Annotated in this window: 27 protein-coding genes and 3 tRNA genes; 16 read left to right on the forward strand and 14 right to left on the reverse strand. The window is 68.1% G+C overall.

Going from position 1 to position 25,768, the window contains the following annotated elements; translation table 11 throughout:
- The 7 genes from DL991_RS00140 to DL991_RS00170 all read left to right on the forward strand — a co-directional run.
- A partial coding sequence (locus DL991_RS00140; RefSeq protein ID WP_255433212.1) for an amidase family protein occupies window positions 1-685 on the forward strand: 685 nt, incomplete at its 5' end.
- Window positions 682-1,230, forward strand: coding sequence for a TetR/AcrR family transcriptional regulator (locus DL991_RS00145; RefSeq protein ID WP_199746285.1), 549 nt, complete (start codon window positions 682-684; stop codon window positions 1,228-1,230). The genes DL991_RS00140 and DL991_RS00145, both read left to right, overlap by 4 nt.
- The gene (locus DL991_RS00150) at window positions 1,227-2,081 is read left to right on the forward strand and encodes an oxygenase MpaB family protein (protein WP_125779683.1); all 855 of its coding nucleotides are present in this window, start codon (window positions 1,227-1,229) and stop codon (window positions 2,079-2,081) included. Before DL991_RS00145 ends, DL991_RS00150 begins: the two co-directional genes overlap by 4 nt.
- Window positions 2,082-2,344: 263 nt before the next feature.
- Window positions 2,345-3,793 carry a hypothetical protein gene (locus DL991_RS00155; RefSeq protein ID WP_125779685.1) on the forward strand — a complete coding sequence of 483 codons (1,449 nt, stop codon included), beginning with the start codon at window positions 2,345-2,347 and terminating at the stop codon, window positions 3,791-3,793.
- A complete protein-coding gene (locus DL991_RS00160) occupies window positions 3,790-4,197 on the forward strand; it encodes a FixH family protein (protein ID WP_125779687.1) in 408 nt (135 codons plus the stop codon). The genes DL991_RS00155 and DL991_RS00160 overlap by 4 nt, the downstream gene beginning before the upstream one ends.
- 20 nt (window positions 4,198-4,217) lie before the next feature.
- Window positions 4,218-5,348 carry a hypothetical protein gene (locus DL991_RS00165; RefSeq protein WP_125779688.1) on the forward strand — a complete coding sequence of 377 codons (1,131 nt, stop codon included), beginning with the start codon at window positions 4,218-4,220 and terminating at the stop codon, window positions 5,346-5,348.
- Window positions 5,341-5,889 carry a hypothetical protein gene (locus tag DL991_RS00170; protein ID WP_125779690.1) on the forward strand — a complete coding sequence of 183 codons (549 nt, stop codon included), beginning with the start codon at window positions 5,341-5,343 and terminating at the stop codon, window positions 5,887-5,889. The genes DL991_RS00165 and DL991_RS00170 overlap by 8 nt, the downstream gene beginning before the upstream one ends.
- A gap of 58 nt (window positions 5,890-5,947) precedes the next feature.
- Here DL991_RS00170 and DL991_RS00175 read toward each other — a convergent pair whose 3' ends face one another.
- Entirely contained in the window at window positions 5,948-6,202 is a 255-nt protein-coding gene (locus DL991_RS00175) for a DUF397 domain-containing protein (RefSeq protein ID WP_125779692.1), read from the reverse strand.
- 350 nt (window positions 6,203-6,552) lie between these two features.
- On the opposite strand from DL991_RS00175, the gene DL991_RS00180 reads away from it, so the two are divergent.
- Together DL991_RS00180 and DL991_RS00185 are read left to right on the forward strand one after the other, a co-directional pair.
- On the forward strand, window positions 6,553-6,825 hold the full coding sequence (locus DL991_RS00180; protein WP_125779694.1) for a hypothetical protein: 273 nt from the start codon (window positions 6,553-6,555) through the stop codon (window positions 6,823-6,825).
- Window positions 6,826-6,829: 4 nt separating this feature from the next.
- On the forward strand, window positions 6,830-7,090 hold the full coding sequence (locus DL991_RS00185) for a hypothetical protein (protein ID WP_125779696.1): 261 nt from the start codon (window positions 6,830-6,832) through the stop codon (window positions 7,088-7,090).
- 6 nt (window positions 7,091-7,096) lie between these two features.
- Here DL991_RS00185 and DL991_RS00190 read toward each other — a convergent pair whose 3' ends face one another.
- Genes DL991_RS00190 through DL991_RS00200 form a run of 3 tightly spaced genes read right to left on the reverse strand, consistent with a single transcriptional unit; the run spans window position 7,097 to window position 9,634 of the window.
- Window positions 7,097-7,945 carry an SAM-dependent methyltransferase gene (locus DL991_RS00190; protein ID WP_125779697.1) on the reverse strand — a complete coding sequence of 283 codons (849 nt, stop codon included), beginning with the start codon at window positions 7,943-7,945 and terminating at the stop codon, window positions 7,097-7,099.
- Between the two features lie 14 nt (window positions 7,946-7,959).
- Window positions 7,960-8,775 carry an SAM-dependent methyltransferase gene (locus tag DL991_RS00195; protein ID WP_125779699.1) on the reverse strand — a complete coding sequence of 272 codons (816 nt, stop codon included), beginning with the start codon at window positions 8,773-8,775 and terminating at the stop codon, window positions 7,960-7,962.
- A 1-nt stretch (window position 8,776) separates the two neighbouring features.
- Complete coding sequence (locus tag DL991_RS00200; protein ID WP_007030807.1) at window positions 8,777-9,634, reverse strand: helix-turn-helix transcriptional regulator; 858 nt, start codon at window positions 9,632-9,634, stop codon at window positions 8,777-8,779.
- 220 nt (window positions 9,635-9,854) lie between these two features.
- On the opposite strand from DL991_RS00200, the gene DL991_RS00205 reads away from it, so the two are divergent.
- Both DL991_RS00205 and gndA read left to right on the forward strand, forming a co-directional pair.
- Complete coding sequence (locus DL991_RS00205; RefSeq protein ID WP_125779701.1) at window positions 9,855-10,763, forward strand: MBL fold metallo-hydrolase; 909 nt, start codon at window positions 9,855-9,857, stop codon at window positions 10,761-10,763.
- 442 nt (window positions 10,764-11,205) lie between these two features.
- The gene (gene gndA, locus DL991_RS00210; protein WP_125779703.1) at window positions 11,206-12,645 is read left to right on the forward strand and encodes an NADP-dependent phosphogluconate dehydrogenase; all 1,440 of its coding nucleotides are present in this window, start codon (window positions 11,206-11,208) and stop codon (window positions 12,643-12,645) included.
- A gap of 139 nt (window positions 12,646-12,784) precedes the next feature.
- On the opposite strand, the gene DL991_RS00215 is transcribed toward gndA, so the two are convergent.
- On the reverse strand, window positions 12,785-13,504 hold the full coding sequence (locus tag DL991_RS00215) for a Clp protease N-terminal domain-containing protein (protein WP_125779705.1): 720 nt from the start codon (window positions 13,502-13,504) through the stop codon (window positions 12,785-12,787).
- Window positions 13,505-13,537: 33 nt separating this feature from the next.
- On the reverse strand, window positions 13,538-14,752 hold the full coding sequence (locus DL991_RS00220; protein ID WP_125779707.1) for an NAD(P)/FAD-dependent oxidoreductase: 1,215 nt from the start codon (window positions 14,750-14,752) through the stop codon (window positions 13,538-13,540).
- A gap of 148 nt (window positions 14,753-14,900) precedes the next feature.
- Between DL991_RS00220 and DL991_RS00225 the strand changes: the two genes are divergently transcribed.
- Entirely contained in the window at window positions 14,901-16,238 is a 1,338-nt protein-coding gene (locus tag DL991_RS00225) for a nucleobase:cation symporter-2 family protein (RefSeq protein ID WP_125779709.1), read from the forward strand.
- On the opposite strand, the gene DL991_RS00230 is transcribed toward DL991_RS00225, so the two are convergent.
- A complete protein-coding gene (locus DL991_RS00230) occupies window positions 16,235-16,765 on the reverse strand; it encodes a serine/threonine protein kinase (RefSeq protein WP_125779711.1) in 531 nt (176 codons plus the stop codon). The genes DL991_RS00225 and DL991_RS00230 overlap by 4 nt on opposite strands.
- A 246-nt stretch (window positions 16,766-17,011) precedes the next feature.
- Here DL991_RS00230 and DL991_RS00235 point away from each other — a divergent pair, with 246 nt between their 5' ends.
- Together DL991_RS00235 and DL991_RS00240 are read left to right on the forward strand one after the other, a co-directional pair.
- Window positions 17,012-19,789 (forward strand): EAL domain-containing protein, encoded by a 2,778-nt coding sequence (locus DL991_RS00235; protein WP_125779713.1) that lies wholly within the window; start codon window positions 17,012-17,014, stop codon window positions 19,787-19,789.
- Window positions 19,786-20,085 (forward strand): GNAT family N-acetyltransferase, encoded by a 300-nt coding sequence (locus DL991_RS00240; protein ID WP_125779715.1) that lies wholly within the window; start codon window positions 19,786-19,788, stop codon window positions 20,083-20,085. The genes DL991_RS00235 and DL991_RS00240 overlap by 4 nt, the downstream gene beginning before the upstream one ends.
- A 3-nt stretch (window positions 20,086-20,088) precedes the next feature.
- Here the strand turns inward: DL991_RS00240 and DL991_RS00245 are convergent, their stop codons facing one another.
- Entirely contained in the window at window positions 20,089-20,910 is an 822-nt protein-coding gene (locus DL991_RS00245; protein WP_125779717.1) for an arylamine N-acetyltransferase, read from the reverse strand.
- 181 nt (window positions 20,911-21,091) lie between these two features.
- On the opposite strand from DL991_RS00245, the gene DL991_RS00250 reads away from it, so the two are divergent.
- Window positions 21,092-21,871, forward strand: a complete 780-nt coding sequence (locus DL991_RS00250) for a trypsin-like serine protease (protein WP_125779720.1) — start codon at window positions 21,092-21,094, stop codon at window positions 21,869-21,871.
- Between the two features lie 289 nt (window positions 21,872-22,160).
- Here the strand turns inward: DL991_RS00250 and DL991_RS00255 are convergent.
- The 5 genes from DL991_RS00255 to DL991_RS00275 form a co-directional block, all read right to left on the reverse strand.
- Window positions 22,161-22,234, reverse strand: a tRNA-Phe gene (locus tag DL991_RS00255).
- A 31-nt stretch (window positions 22,235-22,265) separates the two neighbouring features.
- Window positions 22,266-22,339, reverse strand: a tRNA-Asp gene (locus DL991_RS00260).
- A gap of 56 nt (window positions 22,340-22,395) precedes the next feature.
- Window positions 22,396-22,468, reverse strand: a tRNA-Glu gene (locus DL991_RS00265).
- Window positions 22,469-22,613: 145 nt separating this feature from the next.
- Window positions 22,614-23,393, reverse strand: a complete 780-nt coding sequence (locus tag DL991_RS00270) for a hypothetical protein (protein ID WP_125779721.1) — start codon at window positions 23,391-23,393, stop codon at window positions 22,614-22,616.
- Window positions 23,394-23,518: 125 nt separating this feature from the next.
- A complete protein-coding gene (locus DL991_RS00275; RefSeq protein ID WP_020633070.1) occupies window positions 23,519-23,776 on the reverse strand; it encodes a hypothetical protein in 258 nt (85 codons plus the stop codon).
- 550 nt (window positions 23,777-24,326) lie between these two features.
- On the opposite strand from DL991_RS00275, the gene DL991_RS00280 reads away from it, so the two are divergent.
- The gene (locus DL991_RS00280; RefSeq protein WP_125779723.1) at window positions 24,327-24,746 is read left to right on the forward strand and encodes a hypothetical protein; all 420 of its coding nucleotides are present in this window, start codon (window positions 24,327-24,329) and stop codon (window positions 24,744-24,746) included.
- Window positions 24,747-24,862: 116 nt separating this feature from the next.
- On the opposite strand, the gene DL991_RS00285 is transcribed toward DL991_RS00280, so the two are convergent.
- A complete protein-coding gene (locus tag DL991_RS00285; RefSeq protein ID WP_003097368.1) occupies window positions 24,863-25,066 on the reverse strand; it encodes a cold-shock protein in 204 nt (67 codons plus the stop codon).
- Window positions 25,067-25,768 lie beyond the last annotated feature (702 nt).

Raw genomic sequence — 25,768 nt, forward strand, 5'->3', positions numbered from 1 at the left:
CACCGGCACCGCGTTCCAGTCGGCCGCCCGCCGCGAACCGGGCCGGATGCGGATCGGGCTGTCCACACGGATCCCTTTCACCGCGACGAAAACCCGGCTCGGACCGCAGGCGCACGCGGCCGTCGTCCGGCTCGCGGAGCGGTTCGCCGAACTCGGCCACGAGATCGTCGAGATCGAACCCGACTACCGGCTGATCGGTCTCACCTTCCTGCCGCGTTCGCTCGTCGGCGTGCGTGACTGGGCCCGTCGCGTCCCGGAGCAGGCGCGGCTCGACCCGCGCACCCGCGCCAACGCCCGGCAGGGCTCGGCACTCGCCGGACCGGCGCTGAGCCTCGCCCGCGCCGCGGAACCGTTGCTGCAACGGCAGATCGGCTCGGTGTTCGGCCGGGTGGACGTCGTCCTCACGCCGACCACCGCGACGCCACCACCGCGGATCGGCGCCTTCGACAAGCTCACCGGGTGGCAGACCGACCAGGCCATGATCGCGGCGTGCCCCTACGCTTGGCCGTGGAACGTGCTGGGCTGGCCGGGCGTCAACGTCCCCGCCGGGCTGAGCCCCGAAGGCCTGCCGCTCGGCGGGCAGCTGCTCGGCCCCTCGCACGCCGAGGAACGGCTGATTTCGCTGGCCGCGCAACTGGAAGAGGTCGAACGGTGGCAGGACCGCAAACCCGAGACCGCTTGGTGAACACCCGCGAGACCATTCTCCACGCCGCGCTCAAGGTGGTCGGGGAACAGGGCGTCGGCGGGCTGACCAACCGCCGGATCGCGACCGCGGCCGGTGTCTCGCTCGGCACGCTGACCTACCACTTCCCCAGCCAGACCGCGTTGCTGCGCGAGGCGATGCTGCTGTTCGTCGAAGAAGAGACCACGAAGCTCACCGGCTTCGTCGACGCCTACCGCGAACAGGGGTTGAGTGTCGAGCAGGCCGCGTCGGTGGTCGAGCAGGTCATCGCGCAGCTTCCGTTCGGCACCGACGAACTCGGCGCGCACGAGCTGTATCTCCAGGCCGCGCGCGACCCTGGGCTCCAAGACGCGGCCGCGCGGTGCTTCGCCGCCTACGACGAGCTGGCGCTGGTGATCCTGCGGACGCTCGGCGTGCCGTCCCCGGAGCGGTTGACCGGTCCCGTCGTCGCGCTGATCGCCGGACTCCAGTTGCGCAGACTGGCCACGGGTGCTGACGGGGTCGCGGTGGCGCAGTCGTTGATGATGCTGGTCCGCGGCGCGTCATGACCGGGCCGCCGATCGTCAAGGGGACGGCGGCGTGGAAGTACTTCGGCGACTTCCGGGCCGGGTTGCTGGCGGGTCAGGTGCTGGTGCTGCAGGTCGCACATCCGGTCGTCGCGGCCGGGGTGCGCGATCATTCCGACTACGTCGAGGATCCGTGGACGCGGCTGATGCGCACCGCCGCTTCGCTGTCCATCTACATCTACGGCGGCCCGGAGGGCGCGCGGTACGAGGCGGACAGGCTGCGGGCACTGCACCGGTCGTTCACCGGTGTCGACGACGGCCGCCGTTACAGCGCGCTGAACCCGCACGCGTACGCCTGGGTGCACGCCACGCTCGTCATGGTTCCCGTTGACACACAACGGTTCTACGGAACTCCGATGACACCGTCCGAATTGGACGAGTACTACGCGCAGATGTGCGACGTCGGGCGGCTACTCGGCCTGCGCGAACAGGATCTGCCGCCGACGTGGCCGGAATTCGAGCGGTATTACGCGGACATGATCGACGGCTTCGGCCCGAACGAGACGATTTCGACGCTGTTCGAAACGATCCGGACGGTGAAGAAACCGTGGCGATGGCTGCCCGACAAACGCTGGGTGCGGCTGCGACGGTGGCAGCACCGGGGGCAGATGTTCGTCATCCGCGGCACGTTGCCGCCCGCGCTGCGGGATCGTCTCGGTCTACAGTGGACAGTACAGGACCAGCACCGATTCGACCGGTTCCGTACGCTGGTGAGGCTGATCGGCAGGCTGGTGCCGGTGACGTTGCGGTCTTCGCTCGTCCGCCGGATCGGCAGGCTCAACGTCTGGTTCCGGGCGCATCCGCGCGCGTATCGTTTCCTGGGTGGCTCCTGAGTGGTAAGGACAGCTACCGACCGACCGTGTCTTGGGTGCCTACTGGTCAGGTGTCGCGCGATTGGATGGACGACACGTGTGATTGATTGGACGACACACGTGTCCAGACGGACGACTCGCGGCGGAACTGACCCGCGGACCCGTTAACGGCTCGACCCCTTCAGACCCCACCGGAGTAAGGGTCATCATCCCCTTTACGGGGGACCCCGGTTCACCCCGCGCCGTGACGCTTTCCCCCACCGTCGCCGCTAACTTCAGCCGGGATGGGGAATTCACCGAGAGGGCGGCGCACGGCGCCGTTGGTCATCGCCCGCGTACTCGCACTCTGCGCGCTGGCGTCCTTGCTGCTGGGCGGCACCGCGCGGGCGGACGGCGTGTCGAGCGGCGCGGACGTCCAGGTCGCGCAGACGCTCGGCACCCGCGATCTCACGATCATCCTGCGGCGGATGGACATCGCGCCCGGGCCGTTGCACGTCGACGTCGTCACGCACACCGGAAGCGCGCCGGGAACGCTGAAACTGCGCGCTTCCACCGCGGGGACGACGTTTTCCGAGACCACCGTGCGGCTGGACGGAAGGCCCGGCGCGCATTCCGCACGACTGCAGGTGGATCAGCCTGGGCCGTGGGAGCTCGGCCTCGACGACGGGACGGACACCGCGTCGATCCCGTTCATCGTCCCGGCCAGGGTCATCCCGCCGTGGGAGAAGGCCACTTTCGGCGGATTCGTCGCCGCGGGCGTGTTCCTGGTGCTCGGTCTCGTCGTCGCGATGCGCGTGCGCCGGCCGCGGCTCGCGCTGATCCCCGCCGGCGGGATGGTGGCCGCGCTCGCGGTCGCGATCACCGGCGCGATGCTCTCCGCGTCGACCCCGCCGCCGCCCGCACCGGGCGCCGCGCTGGATCCGACGATCGACAACATCCAGGATCCGTACGCGAACGCGCAGATGTCCACTGTGGACTTCTCGCGGCCGCCGGTGAACCTGGCCGTGCGTTCCCCGAACGCACGGTCGGGTGCCATCGCCGAGGTGCGGCTCGCCATCGCCGACGGTGCGACCGGCCGCCCCGTCGACGATCTTTTGGTGCACGACAACGCCTTGGTCCATCTCGTCGTCATCTCGCCGACGGGCAGGCTCTGGCATCTGCATCCGGTGCGCGTCGGCCCCGGCGACTACCGGGTGAAGTTCACGCCGCCCGAGGCCGGAACCTACGCCGTCGCCGCGGAACTCGCCCGGCGAGGCGGTGGCGTGCAGCTGGTCCGCTCGACGCTGGCTGTCGCGGCCGGAACGGACACCCCCGCCGAACCCGTCCCCGCCGGCGCCGGGAAGCGGGTGGTGAACGGGAACCCGGTCGACGTCGAGGTCGAACCGGGGAAGCCGACCACGATCACCGCGCGGTTCGGCAAAGCGGATCTCCAACCCTGGCTGGGCATGCTCGGCCACCTGATCGTCGTCGGCCCGATAACCGACGACAGCCGGGTCGGCGCGGCTGCCGCTGCCGCGCCGACCTGGGCCCACGTGCACTCGATGATCCCGCAATCGCCGGGGATGCCGGGAAAACCCGACGAGACCGTCGCCGCGTACGGCCCGGACGTCCCGTTCACCTACACCTTCGCCGCACCCGGCAAGTACCGGATCTGGTTGCAGGCCGAGCGCGAGTACACGGTCTTGACCGTGCCCATGCAGATCGAGGTCCCGGCGGAAGGGGCACCGCAGTGAGTTCCATAGTGGACAGACGCAAACCCGTCCTGCTGATCTCCGTGGTCGCGGTGCTCGTGGTGGCGATCGTGGCCTGGCTGGTCTGGCCGAGCAGCGGCGGCGCGCAGGTCCAGCGCTCCACGCAGGGCCCGTACACCGTGCAGCTGTCGGTCGAAGATCCGCACCAGGGCGGGAATGTCTTCGCGTTGACCGTCACCGGCGCCACACCGGACGTCGTCACCCTCGAACCGGTGATGCCGCAGATGGGTCACGCGCTCGCCCCGTCGCCCGCGATCGCGGAGGCACCGGGGAGGTTCCGCACCGGCGACGTCCTGCTGCCGATGTCGGGGCAATGGGAGATCACCGTTTCACTGCGCGGGCCGTCCGGCGCCGCGCAGCACGTTTTTCCTTTGCTGGTCAAGTAAGAGAGGGAGGTCGGGGGGTTATGGATCTCACCGCGGGAGGAGCGAGGGTCGCCTCGGTGGCACGCAGTGAACGGACCGGTCTCGTACCGGCGGGCACCGTGCTGGCCGGATCGGTGATCTCGCTGGTCGGGCTGACCTGGGACATCCAGTGGCACGGCGACGTCGGCCCGGACACGTTCTTCACGATGCCGCACCTGTTCCTGTATTCGGGCAGCGCGATCTCCGGGCTCGCGAGCCTCATGGTCGTGCTGATGACCACGACCGCGCGCAGGGCGGGCCGTCCGATCGACGCCCGTGTCGGCGGCCGGGCGATCAACGTCTTCGGCAAGGTCTTCGCCGCACCGGCGGGCTATCTGGTGACCGGGACCGGCGCCGCGATGTTCCTGCTGTACGGCCTGTGGGACCAGTGGTGGCATGGCCTGTACGGCTTCGACGCGGTGATCGACTCGCCGCCGCACATCGGGCTGCTGCTGTCGATCACGCTCAGCATCATCGGCACGGTCATGGTGTTCGCGGCCGCGCGGGAGCACCGCTGGGGCAGCGTCGGCGTGGTCGGCAGCCTCGGCGTGCTGATCGCCTTCAGCACGGTGACCGTGCTGGGGCTGGAGCAGATCGACGTCGACGGGCTCGACGTCGTCTCCGTGGGCATCGCACTGCTTTCGGTGCTGCTGGTCTCGGCGGGCGCCGGGTTCTGGGGACGGCCCGGCGGCGCGATCCGGGTCGCCGCGGCGCTGGCGGTCATCCAGGCGATCACCTGGTGGTTCTCGCCGTGGGCCGCCGAGGCGTACGCGAGCGCCGTCGGCCTGCCGATGCGGGACTACATCGACGGCGTGCCCGCGATGCCTTCGATGATGCCGATGGCGTTGCTGCCGATCGCGGCCGTTCTCGAAGCGGTGTACCTGCTTTCGCGGCGCGGCTGGTCCGCGGGCCGCGTTTCCGTGCCGGCAGGCGCGATCGGCGGATTCCTGGTCGGCGCGAGCATGCCGATCCAGAACAGCATCGTCTACGAGGGCTCGCTCGACTGGTCGATCGTGGTCATGACGGCCGGGGTGGGAGCGGTGTTCGGGCTGCTCGGCGGGTTCGCCGGGTGGCGGTTCGGCGGGATGCTGAGGCTGCTGGCCCCGGCGAAGGGGGACAACGCGCATGCGTAAGACACTGCTGGCCTTGGCGGCGGCGATCGGGTTGCTGTTCGCGACCACGCCCGCGGCGAACGCCTACGAACCGGTGAACATCGTCCACACCGAACGGGTGCAGGTCGGCCCGTACGGGATGACGGTCGGCTTCAGCACGTGGCCGTTGCGCGCCATGCAGTCGCTGGACTTCACGTTCATCCCGGACGACGGGATCGCCGGGAAGTCGGGGACACTCGCGTTCGTCAATCCGGAGACCGGGCGGCTCAGCCGTCCGCAACCGCTGGCGAAGCATCCACGGAAACTGGAGGTGTGGGGACTGGACATCCGTGCCCTGCAGACGGAGGGCTCGTGGACGTTCCGGTTCGAGATCGACGGGCCCGCCGGCAAGGGCGCGGGGGAACTCCGTGATCTCGCGGTGCTCGAACAGCCGGGGCCGCCGATGGCGGTGAGCTGGTCGATCAGCCTGATCCCGCTGATCGTGCTCGCCGTCCTGATCACGATCGCCTGGCGGCGCACCAAATCCAGATTGCGCGGGAACGGGCTCCCCGCGACGGTGTGACTCGAAGTGACCGAAGATCGGATGGCTCGCGTGTCGAGGTGGGCACGCGAGCCATCCGTCAAGGGCTCAAATCGAACTGTCCGGCCTTGACCGCCTTGAGGAAGGCGTTCCACTCACCGGAATCGAAGACGAAGACAGGACTGTTGGCAAGTTTGGTGTCACGTACCCCCACCAGGCCTTCGTGGGCGAGGTTGACCTCGACACAGTTCCCCCCGTTGGGCTCGCTCGCGAAGGATTTCTCCCACGTGGCGTCGTCGAACAGCGACACGGCCGTGGTCGGATCGTAATCCGCCGCCGATGGATAATCGGCCATTGGTCGTACCTCCGAACGTCGGTCGGGGGTGCGGGTCGCGACCTGCGCGAACCGTCACGGCCCCAGCTTCTCCCTGCCTCAACGGGACTATCCCGCACGGCCAAGTGGGTGATCAACTCCGCCCACCCTCGACATGAAGATTATTCCAGGAGTAGGATTAATCGCAGCGGCCGGGGCTCGGTTGTTGGTGAATCGCTCGCAGCACGTACGGCTCTTGGCGGCAGACGCCACCGGGCGGCGTTCGACGGGAGTTCCACCGTTCCGGCAGGCCACCGACGGCAGGTGACCGGCAGGGGCACCACCCCGCGGCGCATGACCACCCACCGCCGACCTCGTGGGGGAGGATCAGCGTGATCATTCAGGACACCATGCCGGCGACGGTGCTCGCCGTCGGCAGGCTCATGGCCGGAACGGCGGGCGAAAGCCGCCGCTCCGCGCACCTTTTCGACTTGCACTCCAGGGGTTCGCACCCCGAGTTCCTGCACGCCCGGTGCGGCGCGGCGATGCCTTACGACCACTTGGAATGGATCCCCGTCGGTTCGGGGATGCCCTGTGAGCGTTGTCTCGGCCTGGCCGGTTCGGCCGACCAGACGCGGTTGCCGCGGCCGAGCCGGGGGGTGTGACGCCATGGCCGTCCGCCTCACCACGCTCTTGTTCCGCCGTGAGGACGAACGCATGGCTTCGGCGAAGCACCACCGCACCATCGGGCTCGAACTGCGTCAGCGGTTCGGGTTCAGCCTCATCCAGGCCCCGTTGCGCAAGCAGCCACCATGGAACTCCGAGATCGATTCGCCCGGCGCGCACCGGGACCTGATCAGGACCGGCCGGCCGCTCGAAAGCCATTTCGAGCTGACGCCCCTGATCGGGCATCTGACCGGCCGGGCCTGATCCGCCTCAGGGCTTGCGGCCCAAGCCGCCGAGCCCACCGGTGAAGGTCGGGTCGTCCGCGAACCGGTCGCTCGCCCGGGAAGCCGCTTCGTCGAGATGCCAGGCGGCCATCCAGTCGATGCCCGGCTCCACCATCTCCAGTCCGTCGAAGAAGGCGGCGAACTCCGCGCGGGACCGCAGATGGAACGGCGCGCTCGTCTTCTTGTACAGCTCCTGGACGTTCTCCCGGTTGTCGCCTTCCTTGCGCGTCACGCCGTCCTCGGTCAGATGCGAGGACAGGAAGTACGAACCCGACGGCAGGAAGTCGAGGTAGCGCTTGACCATCTCGTGGACGGGTACGTCCGGGCCGAGGAAGTACAGCAGGCCGACCATCACCAGCCCGATCGGCTGACGCGGGTCGATCACGCCGGTTTCGAGGGCACGCTTCCAGATGTCGGCGGGATCCCGCACGTCACCCTGCAGGACCGCGTGCCGTCCGAGCAGCCCTTCGCGTTCCAGCAGCAACTGGGAATGCGCGACGGCGACCGGCTCGATGTCGACGTACACGACCCGGGAGCCGGGGTTGATCGCGCTCGCGATCTGATGGACGTTGCCGACCGTGGGCACGCCGGAGCCGATGTCGAGGAACTGCGTGATCCCCTGGCGCGCCAGGTATCCCACGCCGCGGCCGAGGAAGTCGCGGCCGACCCTGGCGAAGGTCTTGACCTCCGGGAACTGCTTGAGCACCTGAGTGCCGAACTCGCGGTCGATGGCCCAGTTGGCCGAACCGCCGAGGAACCAGTCGTACACCCTGGCCACGTTGGGTCGTTCGAGATCGACACCGTCGGGAGCTTCGGGGTCGTGCTGCGTCGTCATACCGTCACACCTCGTCAGGAACCGGGTTTGCGGGCGACCCCGCCGATGGCGCAGTCAACCGCAGGTGAGCGGGGATCGTCCAGCCGCCATGCGCCGACCGGGACCAGACCCGGCGAGACGAGCTCGAAATCCCCGAAGAAACCGCGGATCTCTTCCTTGTCGCGGAAGGTCGCGGGAGTGCTCGACTGCTCGTACTGCTTCACGACGCGCTGGATCTGTTCCAGCTCGGCTCCCTCCACGCCGGACATCGTGACATGGGAAAGAACGTAGAAGGAACCGGCGGGCAGCAGTCTCCGGTACCGCGCGATGACGGCGGCGAGTTCGGGTTCCGGCACGAAATGCAGGACCGCGACGGTGAGCAGGGCCACCGGTTTCGCCGGATCGAGCACGCCGGTGTCGAAGGCGCGTTCCCAGATGTCGTCCGCGTCGCGCAGGTCGCCGCCGAGCACCGCGTGCCTGGCGGGATCGCCGCCTTTCTCCAGCAGGATCCTGGCGTGCGCCACGGCGACCGGTTCGTTGTCGACGTACACGCACCGGCTGTCGCCGTCGGCCTCGCCGGCGATCTCGTGGACGTTGCCGACCGTCGGCACGCCGGAGCCGAGGTCGAGGAACTGGTTCACGCCGTTCTCGACACAGTGCCGCACCGCGCGGCCGAGAAAAGCCCTGTTCGCCCTGGCGGCGGTCCGCACGAGCGGGAAGGTCTTGACCAGCTGTTCGCCGAATTCTCTGTCCACCGCCCAGTTCGCGGTCCCGCCGAGCGCCCAGTCGTAGATCCGGGCGGCGTTGGGCCGCTCCAGATCCACGCCCTCGGGGACGAACCGCGGGTCCATCTCAGGCTTGCATCTGTGTCCGGTACAACTCGGCGAGTTCCTTGAGGAACTGCCGGGTCTCCTGGCGTTCCAGCGCGGCGCCGCGCAACCGGTCCCAGGAATCGACGAAGATGTTGAAGTCCTTGACGTCGTCGAGGTACAACCCGCCCGCCGAATGCTCGATGTAGACGAAATCCCTGGTGCGATCCGGGAAACGCATGATGGTGAAGTCGTTGGGCACCGCGGCGAGCCGCGCGCCGAACGGCAACACGTGCACGTACACGCGCGGATGTTTCTCCAACGCCAACAGATGCTCGACCTGGTCCAGCATCACCGCCGGGGCGGAGCCGCCGGGAGCGCGGCGCAGTGCGCCTTCGCTGATGATGAACCGGTAGTACGGCGGCTGCTGTTGTTCGAAGACGGCCTTGCGGTCCAGCCGGTTGCGGACCAGCGAAGTGACGTCGGTGGCGCCCGCTTCGGTGAACTGCTTGAGCATGTAGTGCTCGGACTGCAACGGGCCGGGGATGCGCTCGCCGTGCCAGGTGAGGATCTCCGCGGCCGCGGGTTCGAGGTCGGTGAACGTGCGGAACCAGTGCGGCACCACGGATCGGTACCCGGACCAGTGGCCGCGCTGCCCGGCCGCGGCGCGGGCCAGGTTCATCAACGTGTCGGCTTCGTCGCCGTTGATCCCGAACGCGTTCAGCATGGATCGCACATCCCCGAGCTTGACCCCGACGGCACCGGACTCGATCTTGTTGACCTTGCCCTGGGTGCAGCCGAGAACCTCGGCGACCTGCTGCTGTGTCATCCGCGCGGCGTTGCGGGCATGCCGGAGCTCGTTCCCGAGCTGCTTCCGGCGCGAGGTGACGGTGCTGGCCATCAGCCTTGCTCTCCCGGACCACATAGCCAGGACCACGGCTGCCCGCCGTCCTGCGCGCGAATACTCGAACCCACCCAGGGTACTTCACCTTGCGGGGTTCGATGATGACATTGCGCAGCGTTCCAGGAAACGCCCGAAAACACCAGTCACCTGGTACATCACCCTGGTGGCGGAGCGATCTCGTCACATTTCGGGCACCTTCGTCGGGCATAGTGACCGAGTGGACCAATCCCCCTTCGCCAGGCAGGTCACCGATGGTGTCTTCGGGTACGTCCAACCTGACGGGTCGTGGTGGATCAACAACTGCGGGTTCGTCGCCGCGGGCGGGCACACCGTGCTGATCGACACTTGTTCGACCGAACGGCGTACCCGGGCACTGCTGGCGACGGCGGAGTCGGCGGGCGGGGCGCCGGTGACCACCGTGATCAACACCCATCACCACGGCGACCACACGAACGGCAACCACCTGGCGACCGGCGCGACGATCGTCGGGCACCGGAAGACACGCGAAGTGATGATCGCGACCGGGATCAACACCTACGAGAACTCGTTCACCGGGAACGACTGGGGCCACCTGGAACTGCGACCGCCCGAAGTGGTGTTCGACGACCGGCTGACCGTGCACGCCGGCGACGTCCGGCTGGAACTGATCCACCCTGGACACGCCGCACACACCACCAACGACGTCCTGGTCTGGCTGCCGGAGCGGCGGGTGCTGTTCGTCGGGGACCTGATCTTCAACGGTGGCAGCCCCTTCGCGCTGATGGGCTCGCCCGCCGGCTGGCGGAAGGCACTGGACCTGGTCCGGGAACTGGAACCGGAGACGATCGTGCCGGGCCACGGCCCGCTGTGCGGACCTGAGGCGATCGACGTCGTCGACGGGTACCTGGGTTTCCTGCAGAAACTCGCTTCGTACGGGAAGTCCGCCGGTCTGACGCCCCTGCAGGCCGCTCGCGAAGCGGACCTCGGGCCCTACGCGGAACTGTCCGAACAGGAGCGGCTGCCGGCGAACCTGCACCGGGCCTACGCCGAACTGGACGGTCTCGACTGGGGTGCGCCGATCGACCTGGGGGCCGCGCTGGCGGACATGGTCACCTTCAACGGGTCCCGTATCCGGTGTTTCTCGTGACGCGGTCCATTGGGGACGCTTGCCCGCTGTTTTCCGGTGCTGCCCGCTGTTGTCGCTGCCCGCTGTTGCCGCCCGCTCTTGCCGTCGCTGCTCGCAGTTGTCGCCGCTGCCGGTGATGTTGCGAAAGCCACTTTCGCAACGTTGAAGGTTGCGAGAGTGGCTTTCGCAACAGCCGCCCGACGCAACAGCCGCCCGACCTTCCCGGCCCCGGCTCCTCGTTGCGGAGCCTGCGGGGCCATCCCGACGGCAGATGTCTTGAAAGGGTCGTTCAGGACACTTTTTGTCCTGAACGACCCTTTCAAGACACCGGCACCCGCCTAGAGCCGAGTTGTCCACAGGCAGGTCGGGTTGTGGACAACTCCCGGTTGATCCCTTCTCGCCCCGGCGCCGTATCCCTCAACGGGGATAGGCTCGGCACGGGAATCGAAGCGGAAGGGTGCGGATGAGCAAGAAGGCGAGCATCGGGGTCACCGGCCTGGCGGTCATGGGCCGCAACCTGGCCAGGAACCTGGCGAGGCACGGGCACACGGTGGCCCTGCACAACCGCTCCGAGCAGCGGACGAAGGAACTGGTCGAGCAGTTCGGCGACGAAGGCGACTTCATCCCGGCGTATTCGGCGCAGGAGTTCGTCGACGCGCTGGAGCGGCCGCGTCAGGTCGTGATCATGGTCAAGGCCGGTGCGCCCACGGACGCCGTGATCGACGAGTTCGTCCCGCTCCTCGAGAAGGGCGACGTGATCGTCGACGCGGGCAACGCGCACTTCGCGGACACCCGGCGCCGCGAGGCAGCGCTGCGCGAGAAGGGCATCCACTTCGTCGGCACCGGTGTGTCCGGCGGCGAGGAGGGCGCGCTGCACGGGCCGAGCATCATGCCGGGCGGTTCCAAGGAGTCGTACCAGTCGCTCGGGCCGTTGTTCGAGGACATCTCGGCGAAGGTCGACGGCGAGCCGTGCTGCACGCACGTGGGCGCGGACGGCGCCGGGCATTTCGTGAAGATGGTGCACAACGGCATCGAGTACGCCGACATGCAGTTGATCGCCGAGTCGTTCGATCTGCTGCGCGGCGCGGGCGGTTACTCCCCCGCCGAGATCGCCGACGTGTTCCGCACCTGGAACTCGGGACGGCTGGACTCGTACCTGATCGAGATCACCTCGCAGGTGCTGGCCCACACCGACGCCACTTCCGGCAAGCCGTTCGTCGACGTCGTGGCGGATCAGGCCGAGCAGAAGGGCACCGGGCGCTGGACCGTCCAAATCGGACTGGACCTGGGCGTGCCGATCAGCGGCATCGCCGAAGCCGTCTTCGCGCGTTCGCTGTCCGGCTCGTCGAACCTGCGTGAGGCCTCACGCGGTCTCGGCGGTCCCTCGCGCGCTCCGCTGACAGGGTCCGCTTTGGACACCTTCGCGGACGACGTCGAGCAGGCGCTGTACGCGTCGAAGGTGGTGGCGTACGCCCAGGGCTTCAACCAGATCCAGGCGGGCGGCGCCGAATACGGCTGGGACATCGACCTCGGCAAGGTCGCTTCCATCTGGCGCGGCGGCTGCATCATCCGCGCGAAGTTCCTGAACGACATCACCGCCGCGTACGCCGAAGAGCCCGCGCTGCCGACGCTTCTGACCTCCGGCGGCTTCCGCAAGGCTGTCGAGGACGCCCAGGACTCCTGGCGTTCGGTGATCTCCACGGCGGTGCGGCTCGGCATCCCGACCCCGGGTTTCTCGACCGCGCTGGCCTACTACGACGGTCTGCGCGCGGAGCGGCTCCCCGCCGCGCTGGTGCAGGGGCAGCGTGATTACTTCGGTGCCCACACGTACCGCCGCGTCGACCGCGAGGGTTCGTTCCACACCGCGTGGGCAGCCGACGGCCGTCCCGAGTCCTCCGCCTGACGGGTCCCGTGATGGCCCCCGACCGTGAGGATAAGGGGCCATCACGGGTGACTGGACGGACGACGCGTGTGTGCGAAGGGCCATCACGCGGCCAACAGGACAAGGGCGACGAACACCAGGACGGTGAGCGCGACTCGCGTCATACCCCGCGCGCCGCGACGATCTCCGCCAGTGCCCGCACGATCAGCGCCTCGGTCTTCTCCTTCGTGAGCCCGAGCCCGGTCAGCAGGTCGTCGCCGAGTTCGAACAGGGCCAGCAGGATGTGCTCGGTGCCGATGTAGTTGTGCCCGAGCCGCAGCGACTCCCGCATGGTCAGTTCCAGCGCCTTCTTGGCCTGCGCGCCGAACGCCATCTTGGCCGCATCCGCCGGTTCGTCGGCGGGTTCCGGCAGCCTTGCCACCGCGGCCTCGCGCACGGCTTCGAGCGTCACCTTCTGCGCCACGATCGCCCCGGCGGCGAGCGCGGCAGGTTCGGCGAGCAGGCCCAGGATCAGGTGCACGGGCTCGATCTGCGGGCTCTTCGCCGCGACGGCCTCGTCCCGCGAGGCGACGACGACGTGCCGTGCGCGGTCGGTGTAGCGGCTGAACACCTTCACCAGGTCTTCGAGCGAAGAGCCGCTGGAGTCGACAAAGCGCTTCTGCGCGGCCTGTTTGGACACCCCCATGTTCTTGCCGATTTCGGTCCAGGACGCGCCGGAGCGCCGCGCCTGGTCGACGAAGTGGCCGATCAGGTGGTCGGCCACTTCGCCGAGGTGCTCGCCGAGGAAGACCGCGTCGGACAGCTGGCCGAGCACGTCGCCGTCGCGATGCTGCTGCTTGATGTGGGAAATGAGGTCGTCGAGCCGGACTGGATTCGTCATGCCGTCAACTCTAGGTTGACGACTGACTAATCGTCAACCACGGGTTGACGCGAAGGTCGCCTTGAGGTCGAAGCCGTGCGCCTCCACTGTCTCGAACCGTGGTTCCGGATCCGCGGCGAACAGGCGGCGCGCGGCGATGTGGTCGGGCGGCCGGTTCACCGACTCCACCCCGACGAGCACGCCGTCCCGGAACGACAGCACCGAGAACTTCCCGCCCTCCCGATCCCCGGTGACGACGGTCTTGTCCGCCCCGGTCAGCAGCCCGGCGATCTGCAGTTTCGCGCCGAGCTGGTCGGTCCAGAACCACGGCAGGCTGTCGTAGGGCGCGGATTCGCCGGCGATGTCGGAGGCCGCCGCCCGTGCCTGGTCGACGGCGTTCTGCACCGACTCGAGCCGGGTCGCCGTGCCCGCCTGGACACACGGGAAGTTCGCGCAGTCCCCCACCGCCGAGATCTTCGGGTCACTCGTGCGCAGGTGTTCGTCGACGACGACGCCGTTCGCCACGGCGAGCCCCGCCTCCTCGGCGAGCCTTGTCCGCGGCTCCACCCCGACCCCGACCAGCACCAGGTCGGCGAGCAGCCTGCTGCCGTCGCTCAATTCCACCTCGGCCACCCGCCCGTCACCGTGCAGTGCGGCGACACCCGTGCCGAGCAGGACCGTATGCCCGGCTCCCTCGTGCAGCGCGGCGAAATACGCCGAGACCTCGGGAGTCGCCACCCGGGCCATCAGCCTGTCCTGCGCCTCCACGATCGTCACGGGCCGCCCGGCGTGCGCGGCGAATTCGAGCCCGATGAACCCGCCCCCGACCACGACCACGTTCCCCGCGCTTTCCAACGCGGTACGCAAAACGTCGGCGTCGTCCTTGGTGCGCAGGGTGAACACACCGTCCAAAGTGGACCCGGGCACCGGGAGAACGCGGTTGTCCGCTCCCGTCGCGAGGACGAGATGGTCGTACTCGTGGGCACTTCCGTCCTCGAGCACCACCTTCGCGGCGTCGCGATCCACCGACGCGACACGGCCGGGGATCAGCTCGATGTCCTTCTCCGCGAAGAAGTCCTCGGGCCGCAAGCGCAGCTGGGCGTCACCCGCCGTCCCGGCGAGGTAGCCCTTCGACAGCGGAGGTCGTTGGTACGGCAGGCCGGGTTCGTCGCCGATCAGCACGACCCGCCCACCGAACCCCCTGTCCCGCAGCGAGGTCGCCACTCCGAACCCGCTCTGTCCGGCCCCTACGACGAGGACGGTCTCCATCGGCGCTCCTTCCGTTGTACCCAGTGTCCATTCAACACAGGCTCCGGCCCTTTCGGCCGCCCTTTCGCAACGTGATCCTCACGCGGCGGACGCGCTACGGTCATGCGCGACGAGTCCACTGGTGTTCCCGCACGTCAGAAGGGGTTACATGACTCACCCGGTCGACGCCCGCCCGCCACTGCCGAAGCTGACCCTGCTCGGCCTGCAGCACATGACGATCATGTACGCGGGCTCGGTGGCCGTCCCGCTCGTCGTGGGCAGCGCGCTGAACCTGGACGCGGCGACGATCGCGTTGCTGGTCAACGCGGATCTGCTGGTGGCGGGGATCGCGACGTTGATTCAGGCGATCGGGATCGGAAAGATCTTCGGCATCCGGCTGCCGGTGGTGGCGGGCGCGACGTTCACCGTGGTCAACCCGATGATCATGATCGCGTCCCAGTACGGCATGCAGGCCGTCTACGGCGCGATGCTCGCGTCGGGCGTGTTCGGCCTGCTCATCGCGAAGCCGTTCGCGAAGATGATCCGTTTCTTCCCGCCGCTGGTCTCGGGCACGCTGCTCATGGTCATCGGCATCTCGCTCATCGGCCCCGGCGTCGGCCTGATCGCCGGCCACGACACGGGATCGCCGGACTACGCGAAGCCCGCCAACATCGCGCTCGCGTTCGGCGTGATCGCGGTGATCGTGCTGTTCACGCGGGTCCTGCGCGGGTTCGTGAGCCAGATCGGCCCGCTGCTGGCGCTGCTGATCGGCCTTGCCGCGGCCATCCCGATGGGGCTGGTGAGCTTCAAGGGCATCGCCGACGCCGACTGGTTCGGTCTCGCGTCGCCGTTTCACTTCGGCCCGCCGACCTTCCCGGTCGCGGCCGTCCTCTCGATGTGCGTCGTGATGTTGGTGACCTACACCGAATCCACTGCGGACCTGGTCGCGGTCGGCGAGATCACCGGACGCCCGGCGACCGACTCCGACCTCGCGCGCGGTCTCGCCACCGACGGCCTCTCGGCCATCCTCGGCGGCGCGATGAACTCGTTCCCGGACACGGCTTTCGCGCAGAACGTCGGCCTCGTGCAGATGACCGGCGTGCGCAGCCGGTGGGTGGTCGCGATGGCGGGCGGCCTGCTCGTGCTGATGGGACTGGTGCCGAAGGTCGGCGCCTTCGCCGCGGCGGTACCGGAACCGGTGATCGGCGCGGTCGCGGTGGTCATGTTCGCGATGGTCGCCGCGGTCGGGGTGCAGAACCTGAAGAAGGTGGAGTTCTCCGGTAACCACAACACCTTCATCGTGGCGGTGTCGTTCGGCGTCGGGCTGCTGCCCGCGTTCTCCACGAACCGGTTCGGGAACTCGATCTTCTTCCAGCACTTCCCGGCGTGGCTTCAGATCATCTGCGGCAGCCCGATCACGGTCGCCGCCATCGTCGCCTTCACCCTCAACCTGCTGTTCAACCACCTCGGCAAACGCCGAGAGCCGGATCTACTGCAAGCGCCCTAGCAGAAAAGCCACTTCGGCCACAGGTTGCACTCTTCGGTGGGTGTCGTGGAGGGCGGCGGCGGGTTCGGGTTGGGCGGCTGCGGAACGACCGTGGAACCGGTCGTACGCGGCGGATCGGCAGGCTCGTTCGACGACGTTGGTGACGTGGGCGTGGTGGGCTCCGGGGAATCGGACGTCGACGCGGCCGAACTCGACGTGCGGCGGCTGGACGTCGACCTGCTGGGCTGGGATGAAGCCCCACCCTCGCCGGTTTCGACCGTCTCGGTGCTCGGGGCCGCCGACGTCGCGCCTGCTCCCCCGTTGTCCGAAGGCCGCTTCGGCATCTCGATCACGCCGGCCGGGTTCGGCTGCGCGGTCGGCTCAGGATCCGCGTCGAACCCGACGAGAACGGCGGCGGCGCCACAGGCGACGACCACGGCGATCACCACCGCGATCACTCTCCAGCGTGACTTTGCCCGTGACTCCTCGTGGTCGTCCCAGCCCTCGCGAATGAGCAGGTCGGCGACCGAAACGTCGTCGTCATCCACCAGCTGAAACCTTTCGCACCGGGAACGAGCGAAGAGTAGTTTTACCGCAACTCACCGCCGAATGGGTGAAGTTAACCAAAAATTATTCACCCGATGGAACAACCCAGCGTATGCCAGTCACAGAGCGTGTATTCATACGCTTTCGCGCATATCGGCGTCGGCCTACGTTCGGCTCGCGTATACAGCGCCCTCCTCGGGTGGTGTAATCGACGGTGCCAGCACCGGAAGAGGGGGTTCGGACGGATCATGGAGGCTGATGCCCTCGCCGTGCCCGGAGCCGGGAATTCCGGCCGTCCGGCGGGCGCGCCGCTCGGAAACGAGCCGGTCGGCGACCTCGGCCTCGCGGGCGACCACGCCGCCATCTGGTCGTACGACTTCCAGCGCGAGAAGCTGTCCTGGCTGCCAGGACTGGAGAACCTGCTGGGTGGAGCCGCCCTCACCGAAGCCGAGATCGAGTCAAGGCTCGCCGATCTGGTGGCCCCGCTGACCTCCGGCACCCGCACTTCCCCGGCTTGGCGCGAGTTCGAACTCGAGCAGTCGTTCCGGAACCCGGCGGGAGAGGTCCGCTGGGTCCGCCTGCGCGCCCGCACCATCGGCGACGACACCGGCTCGACGGGGCTGCTCGGCATCGCCACCGACGTGACCGACGTCCGCGAGAACCGGCAGGCCCTCGAAGATCTCACTGACCGTTACCGGCTTCTGGTGGAACTCAGTCCCGACGCGGTCTGTGTCCACGAAGCCGGCGTTGTCACGTACGTCAACCGCGCCGCCGTCACCGCGCTCGGAGCGTCGTCGACCGCCGAGCTGATCGGGCGGCCGATCATGGATTTCGTCGCCGACGAGTCGCTGCCCGCCCTCCTGGACAGGATCGCGTCACTTCACCGCCAGGGCGCGTCGACTTCTCCCGCGGACACCGTCATGCTCCGTCTCGACGGCACGAAATACCTGGTACAGAGCATTTCGGTGCGCACGACCTGGGAAGGCAGGCCCGCGTTCCAGGTCATCATGCGCGACATCAGCGCGCAGAAGGCCGCCGAAGCGACGCTTCGCTATCAGGCCGCGCTGATCAGCCACGTCAGCGACGCGATCATCGCGACCAGCGGCACCGGCGTGGTGACCAGCTGGAACCCGGCCGCGGAGAACGTCTACGGCTGGACGGCAGGCGAGGCGATCGGCGGCACGGTGAGCGAACTCGTCGGCGCCGCGCTCGATCCGGAAACGGTGCTGCGCAGAGGCGGCGTCATGCAGATGACCCACCGCCATCGCAATGGCTCGACACTGGCCATCCGCATCTCGGCCGCGGAGATGAACGACGGGTTCGTCCTGGTCTGCGCAGACGAAACGGCCCGGCGGCGCGCCGAGCAGCACTACAGCACGGTGGTCGCGTCACTCGACGAAGGCGTGGTCGTGATCGGCCCCGGCGGCCTCATCGAATCGGCCAACCCCGCGGCGTGCCGGATCATCGGCGTCGACCACGACGACCTCATCGGCGTGCCGTGCGTGACGCTGGAGCTGTACGACGAACAAGGCCGCCTCCCGCCCGCCAGGATGCCGTCCGTGGTGACCCGGCGTACCGGGGCCACGCTGACCGGTCTCGTGCTGCGGCTGCGGCGGCCCGACGGCGTGGACGTCTGGATCTCGCTGACCTCGCGGCTGTTGACCCCGGAGGACCCGTCGGCCTTGGCGGTGGTCGCCTCGTTCACCGACATCACCGAACGCCGCGCCATCGGCAAGCGGCTCGCCCACGAGGCGACGCACGACCCGCTCACCGAACTCGCGAACCGGACGCTGGTGCTGGACAGCCTCGCCGAGGCGCTCTCGGGTGCGGGCCGCGCCGAGCTGACCACCGTGCTGTTCATCGATCTCGACAAGTTCAAGGTGATCAACGATTCCCTCGGCCATTCGGTCGGCGACAAGGTGCTCCGTATCGCGGGCGAACGGCTGCGCCGGGGAATCGGCGAAACCGATCTCGTCGGCAGGCTCGGCGGCGACGAATTCGTCGTCGTCACCGCGGAGATCACCGAACCGCACGAGATCAAGGCACTGGCCGAGCATCTGCGCGAGGCGCTGACCGAACCGATCACCGTCAACGGCAGGCAGCTGCACATCGACGCCAGCATCGGCATCGTCACCGCCGCCAACGACGACACCCGGACCGCCGAAGACCTGCTGCGGGACGCGGATGTCGCGATGTACCAAGCGAAAACGCTCGGCCGGGCGCGCTACGAGTTCTTCGACGTCGAGCTGCGCGAGCGGATGCAGCGACGGCTGCGCATGGAGCAGGACCTGCGCGACGCCCTGCAGAACGAGGAACTCTGGACGGCGTACCAGCCGGTCGTGGACATCGAATCCGGTGCGATGGTCGCCGTGGAAGCCTTGCTGCGCTGGAAACATCCGGCGCACGGCACGATCTCGCCCGCCGAGTTCATCCCGCTCGCCGAGGAAAGCGACCTGATCAACCTGATCGGCAAACACGTCCTGCGCACGACCACCCGCGAGATCGCCCGGCGGCGTGAACAGCTCGGTATCGATCTGAACCTCAAGGTCAACCTGTCGGCCCGGCAGCTGGACGACCCGCATCTGGTGGCGGGCGTGCAGGACGCGCTGAAGACCACCGGGCTCCCGCCGCACGCGCTGACCCTCGAAGTCACCGAGAGCGCGCTGATGCGTGACCAGGCCGCGGCCGCCGAAGTGCTGATGTCGTTGCGTGATCTCGGTGTCTCGCTGGCGATCGACGATTTCGGCACCGGCTATTCGTCGCTCGCGCAGCTGCAACGGCTCCCGCTGGACACGCTCAAGATCGACCGCACCTTCGTCACCGGCATCGCGGAATCACGCGACGCGGCCGCGATCGTCAAGAGCATCATCGCGATGGCGCACGCCGTCGACCTGATCGTCGTCGCCGAAGGCGTCGAAGACGAAGAGCAGCTCGCGGTCCTGCGTGAGCTGCGCTGTGACCAGGCGCAGGGCTTCCACCTGGGTCGCCCCGCGCCGCCGGACGAACTTTTCGGAGCCTTGGAATGAGTGTCGAGATCAAAGCCGCAGAAGACCGCTACGACATCGTCGTGGACGGGAAACCCGCCGGGTTCCTGAAAACCCGCACCCGCCCGGACGCGATCCTGTTCCTGCACACCGAGATCTTGGACGACTTCGCGGGCCAGGGTCTGGCGGGCAAACTCGTGACCGCGGCGCTCGACGACGTCCGGTCGCAGGGCAGGTCCGTCCTGCCCTACTGCCCGTACGTGCGCTCGTTCATCGCAAAGCACCGCGAGTACGAAGATCTCGTCCCCGAGGACAAGCGCGCGGAATTCGAACTCTGAGCCTCAACCCGGGTAGATCGTCAGCAGTTTCGCGAGTTCGTCCCCGGTGAGGACGACGTCCAGCTCGCGCAGTGTCGCGTCGAGTCGCTCGGCCGGGATCTCGGTGGTCTCCTTGGTCCCGTCCGGGCGCTCGACGATGAACTCGTCGCCGACCAGCTTGCGGCTGAGCCCTTCCTCCAGGCGCATGACCACCAGCTGCCCGGTGAACGGCGATCGTGGGTGCGTCGACGTGTAGTGGTGGTAGACCTCGTAGTCGATCCGGTGCATCGGCGTGAGCGTGAAAGTGTGCAGGTCGGTCCAGTCGCCGCCCTCCAGCTTCTGCAGGCGCCACCAGTCCCCGTCGGCGACGAGCCGGTGCGGCCAGCCCGCCTGATCCACCACGGCGCCGTCGACCAGCGGCATCGGGACCAGCATCCCGGCGCCGAAACCGACGTCGACCAGATGCCCGACGCCGTCCGCTTCGACCACGAGCGTCATATGCGTGTACGGCCCGTTCTTCTGCGGCTGCACGCGCGCGACCAGGCGGCGCACGGGGTAGCCGAGCTGCTCGGCGGCCGCGGCGAACAGGCTGCCGTGCTCGTAGCAGTAACCGCCGCGCTGACGGCGGACGAGTTTGCCGATCACGTCTTCGAGCGCGATTCCCTTGTGCTGCTCCAAAACGACGTCGACGTTCTCGAACGGGACGGCCAGGACATGCGCCTTCGCCAGCTCACGCAACGCGGCGGCGGAGGGTTTCGCGCGGTCCTGGCCGATCCGGCCGAGGTACGCGTCGAGGTCGAGGGTGTCGACGGTCCATTCGTCGACCTGCTCAGGTGCGAGTGTCATGTCGCGAGCTTGACACCTCCACCTTACTGGAGGTCAAGGTCCGGTGACGGAAGCGGAAAACCGTTACCCCAACTGGTAACTGGCAACGGCCACCGACTTTCGTCAGTTCCACGAACGAGTGCCGATTGGCCACCCTTCCCGAGTAGCCGGTGACCGACGCCGGTGTGGAAGGAGAAAACAGATGAGGACTCGTTCCCTGGTCGCCGGTCTGCTGGCCGGAGCCGCCGCCGTACTCGGTGCGGCGATGCCGGCTTCCGCCGCCGAACCGCCCTCGGGCGTGCAGCCGTTGATCGTGGGCGGTGTGGACGCGACCGAGACCTACAGCTTCATGGCGTCCATGCAGACCAAGAGCGGCGACCACAACTGCGGCGCGTCCCTGATCTCACCGGAGTGGCTGGTGACCGCCGCGCACTGCGTCGAGGGTGAGCAGCCCGCCAACTGGCAGTACCGCCTCAACACCACGGACCACACCAAGGGTGGCGAGGTCGCCGAGGTGGACAAGTTCGTGGTCCACGAGAAGTACGACGGCTCGGGCCCGTACGACATCGCCCTCGTGCACCTGACCAAACCGGCGGAGGCGGCGCCGATCGAAATCGGCCAGTCCCCGGCGGCGGGTACGGACGTGCGGGAGATCGGCTGGGGGCTGACCTGTCCCACTCGCGGCTGCGGTTCCGCCCCGGTGGTGCTCCAGCAGCTCGACACCAAGATCGCGGAAGACTCCGGATGCTCCGGCTCGGGTGCCTATGACGCGCAGACCGAGCTGTGCATGGACAACCAGGGCGGCAAGGCGAGCGCCTGCTACGGCGACTCGGGCGGCCCTGCCGTGGTCAAGGCGGGCGACAAGTGGACGCTGGTCGGCGCCACCAGCCGCGGTCAGACCGCGAGCTGCCCGGAGATGCCGGGCATCTACACCGACGTGACCGCGTTCTCCGACTGGGTCAAGCAGCAGACCGGCAAGTAGAACGCCAAGCCGCGCAACGCGCGGTGGCGCCCGATGCTCCTGCGACATCGGACGCCACCGCGCGTTGCCGTGTGCGGGATCGATTTCGGCCCTGGGCACGACAGTCGAGGAGGCGCCAGGCCACAGCAGAGGCACCGAGCGTTCGATCCGAGAGGAAAGTGGGCCTCCCGCCGCGCAACCCACGTGCGACAAGCGGCGGCCAAAGACGGTCAGCAGTGCGACAGACACAAGATCGACCCTAGGCATGAAAAAACCGCCCTGACCTGAGTCGGGGCGGTTCTGCGAGCGGTGGCCAGGGCCGGGGTCGAACCGGCGACCTTCCGCTTTTCAGGCGGACGCTCGTACCAACTGAGCTACCTGGCCGGGAACGCCGGCAAGGAGCCGAACGATCTTGCGACCCTGACGGGACTCGAACCCGCGACCTTCGCCGTGACAGGGCGACGCGCTAACCAACTGCGCCACAGGGCCTTGCATACTGCGTTGTAACTGTCTGCGTGTAACTGTCTTCTTTTAACTGTACTGCGTACTCCCAACGGGATTCGAACCCGCGTTGCCGCCTTGAAAGGGCGGAGTCCTAGGCCGCTGGACGATGGGAGCCCGGTTCGGTTTCGGCGAACCGACCGACCCGCGCTCTCCGGTGTCCCCGGGAGCGAACATAACTATAGGACACCCCCGTTTCCGCTTCCGCACAGGGGGTCCCCTAGTTGTTCACAGGGCTGGGACCTGCGAGAACGCGGCGAGTTCAGGATATCAGGGCCGAAGCGTCCCGCAGGGCGCCGAGACGCCGCCGAAGCTCGTCCCGCTCGTCGTCCGCGAGAGTGACGGCGAGGAGTTCGGCCACGCGCTCGTCGGTCAGCTGCTCGGCGCGCCGCCACCGCTGCCACAGATCGCCCTTGGCCTCCGCCGTGGCGATCAGCGCGTCCGCGACCTCCTCGGACCACGCGGTGCGCAGGAGACGGCCACGTCCGCCTTCCGGATCCGCGACGACGGCCTCGGGCACCGTCAGGCCCACGGCACGAAGGGCCGCGAAGTGGATACCGCCGCGGAACTCGCGGAACACCATGAGCGCGAACGCCAGACGCTCGACGTCGTCTTCGGGACGTCCGGCGAGTTGCCAGCCGGCGAACAACGCGAGACCGCTCGCGTCCGCGGCGTCTACGAGACGGAACAGCAGATCGGCCAGGCGGCCGGGATCGTCGGCACCCGAAAGATGGACGCGCGCCCAGTTCGCCGATGACCGCGAGTAGGCACGGACCGCGGAGGCCGCGTCGAGGGCCGCCATCGCGGGCGGCAGGGCGAACTCGAAGAGCCAAGGCGGGAAGATGCCGAACAGCTCCGCGACCACCTTCGGCGGCGGGTCGCCCAGCACCGCCGAACGCCCTCGCAGGTACAGCGTCCGCGGCGACAACCCCACTTCGGTCTCGACCTCGACGAGCTCCGGCGAGGTCATGAATTTTCCGCCCAGTACCTGCACCGCGCCCCGGATCTCCCGGGCCACCGCGATCGCCGCTTCGTCGGCCATGTCGCCACACCTTCCCGCCAGTTGATTGGTAACAGTGTTACACAACTAGCGCGCGGCTCGCCAAGACGAACGAAAGCCCGGCCGCGTGGCGCACACACCACACGACCGGGCCCTCACGGACGACTTCAGCGCTGAACGGGCGCCTGCCCGTCCTCATCCAGCGTCAACCCCAGCATGTCCAGCAACTGGACACAGTCATCGACACCCAGCGCGCCATTGGCCACGGCCAACCGGGCACGCCGCACCTGGTCGTCGGACACCCGCTGGGCATCCCCCTGACCCGTGCGCTGCGCCGGCAGACCACCGGCCAACGTCGTAGAGCTTCCCCCATCGGCACCTTCGTACCGAAGGAGGAACTGTCGAACTTCCACAGACCCACCCATGGTTCCTCCAGACGGCCAACGAACAGCTTGGCCGCGAGGCTAACCAGAGCCGGCCGCGACACACAGCCCCCCGGAGAGTGAACCTGTCGCCACGCTCCGCACAACGCAGAGCGATCACGCGCACACCCGCGCCACATGAACCACAGACGAACCACAGGTGGCGCCCCGACCGGAATTCTGCCCGCGCCCACTCGCCCTTCTCAGCAAACCGTGCAACAATCGATTTGCTGACACACCCCCGGTCAGCGCCTGTGGAGATCCCCTCCGACCCCCGCGTTCCTCCCCCTGGCGCGGGGGTCGCTCCGTGTTCTGGGGGGCCACCCCCCAGACCCCCAGGGTCCGTTCGGCGGAGGTTGGCGGCCCCGGACTCGGTCCGGCTGCGTGCCCCATCTCAGGTGACGTGGAGGGTTCTCGTTCAAAGTTGTTGATCGCTGCTGGTGATCATTGGCGTGGTTTGTCTTGTGGGTGTTGGGCCGTTCGGGGAAAAGAAAGGGGTGTGTCGTGGCTCACTGTGGCTGGTTTGCCGAGACCGAACCGTTATCGTGGCCCGGTGCCCCTTCCTTCCCTGAGCCGTCGTAGCGGCAGCCGTACGAACTTGAAGCCGGTCAACCCGGGTCGTCACCGCAACTCCGCCACCAAGGAGGCAGACGCGGTCGTCGAAGACACGGAGCTGACCAGCTACCTTCGTGCCCTCGCGCCAGAGAACGACCCGGAGAGCACCGGCACCGGCAAGCGCTTCGGCGAAGCGCAGGTGTTCCAGCTGCGGATGAACCTCATCGCCTGCGAACAGCTCAAGGACGCCGCCGCCGAGCGCAACCTGTCGCCGCAGGCGCTGGCGCAGGAATGGATCCTCGAGCGCCTCTCGTGGGAGTCGCAGGCCAACTCGGCCCAGCAGCGCCGCCACGAGGAAGCCCACACCGACGAATTCCGCTTCGACGCCAACGCTTGGGAACAGCCGGTCCCCCGCTGATCCCACTGCCCCGGAACGGAACAGCACACCGGAAGTAGCCTTCAAGGCAAGAAAAAGCCCCCGGCGAGATCGCCGGGGGCTTTTTGATCAGTCTGAGCAACGCCTGAAGGGCGGACTCAGATCGCGCGGACCTTCTGGGCCTGCGGGCCCTTCTGGCCCTGACCGACCTCGAACTCCACTCGCTGGTTCTCCTCGAGCGTGCGGAAGCCGCGACCCTCGATTTCCGAGTAGTGAACGAAGACGTCGCCCTCGCCGCCATCCTGCGCGATGAAGCCGAAGCCCTTCTCCGCGTTGAACCACTTCACAGTGCCTTGCGCCACCGCTTTACTCCTCGTTGCACATCCGCTTCGAGTGCCTCCGAAGCGACACCCAGACCGTCCCGGGCGGTTCCAACGAGTCGAGCGATAAGCGCGTCACCGGCTCATGGCTCGCGTCAGAAGTTCCGCGAGTGTGAAGCCACGAACACGCAAAACGACGGCCTGAGGGAAGAGTACCGGGATCTGGCCATATTTGAAGCCCGTGATCGGACTCTGGGCACCCCCGAGTACCAAGGTCACCGGAACGTCGTATACGGATCCGTCTTCTGTCGGACCCCCTCGCTACCCTGTCGCCGCACGCCGACCTCCCGTCTTCGCCGGACACGGACCGAAGTCGGCCATGCCCCGATCGTGAACGACGATCCACCCGATTGTGACTCGCATCACTCTCGATCGGATCAACTTATCGGGCGGTCCGGACGTCATGGTCGGTGTACAGGGGAGCAAAGGGGAAGCTTTGAGGTTCACGAAAACCGCGCGCCGCCAAGCGGCGTTCGCGGCACTGGGGTTGGTGGCCGTTCTGACGCTGGGGGCGTGCAGCAGCGAGCCGACCGTCTCGGCCAGCGGGCCGGACGGCGGCGGGCCGGTCAGCAGCGACACCGGCGGGAAGGCGCCCCCGCCCGCCCGACCCACCTACCAACCCCCCCCGGGGGGCGCGGGCGGCGCGCCGCGGGAGCCCCACAAAGGCAGCACTCGCCCCCGNCC

The sequence above is a fragment of the Amycolatopsis sp. WAC 01375 genome, from assembly GCF_003947325.1.
Taxonomy (GTDB): domain Bacteria; phylum Actinomycetota; class Actinomycetes; order Mycobacteriales; family Pseudonocardiaceae; genus Amycolatopsis.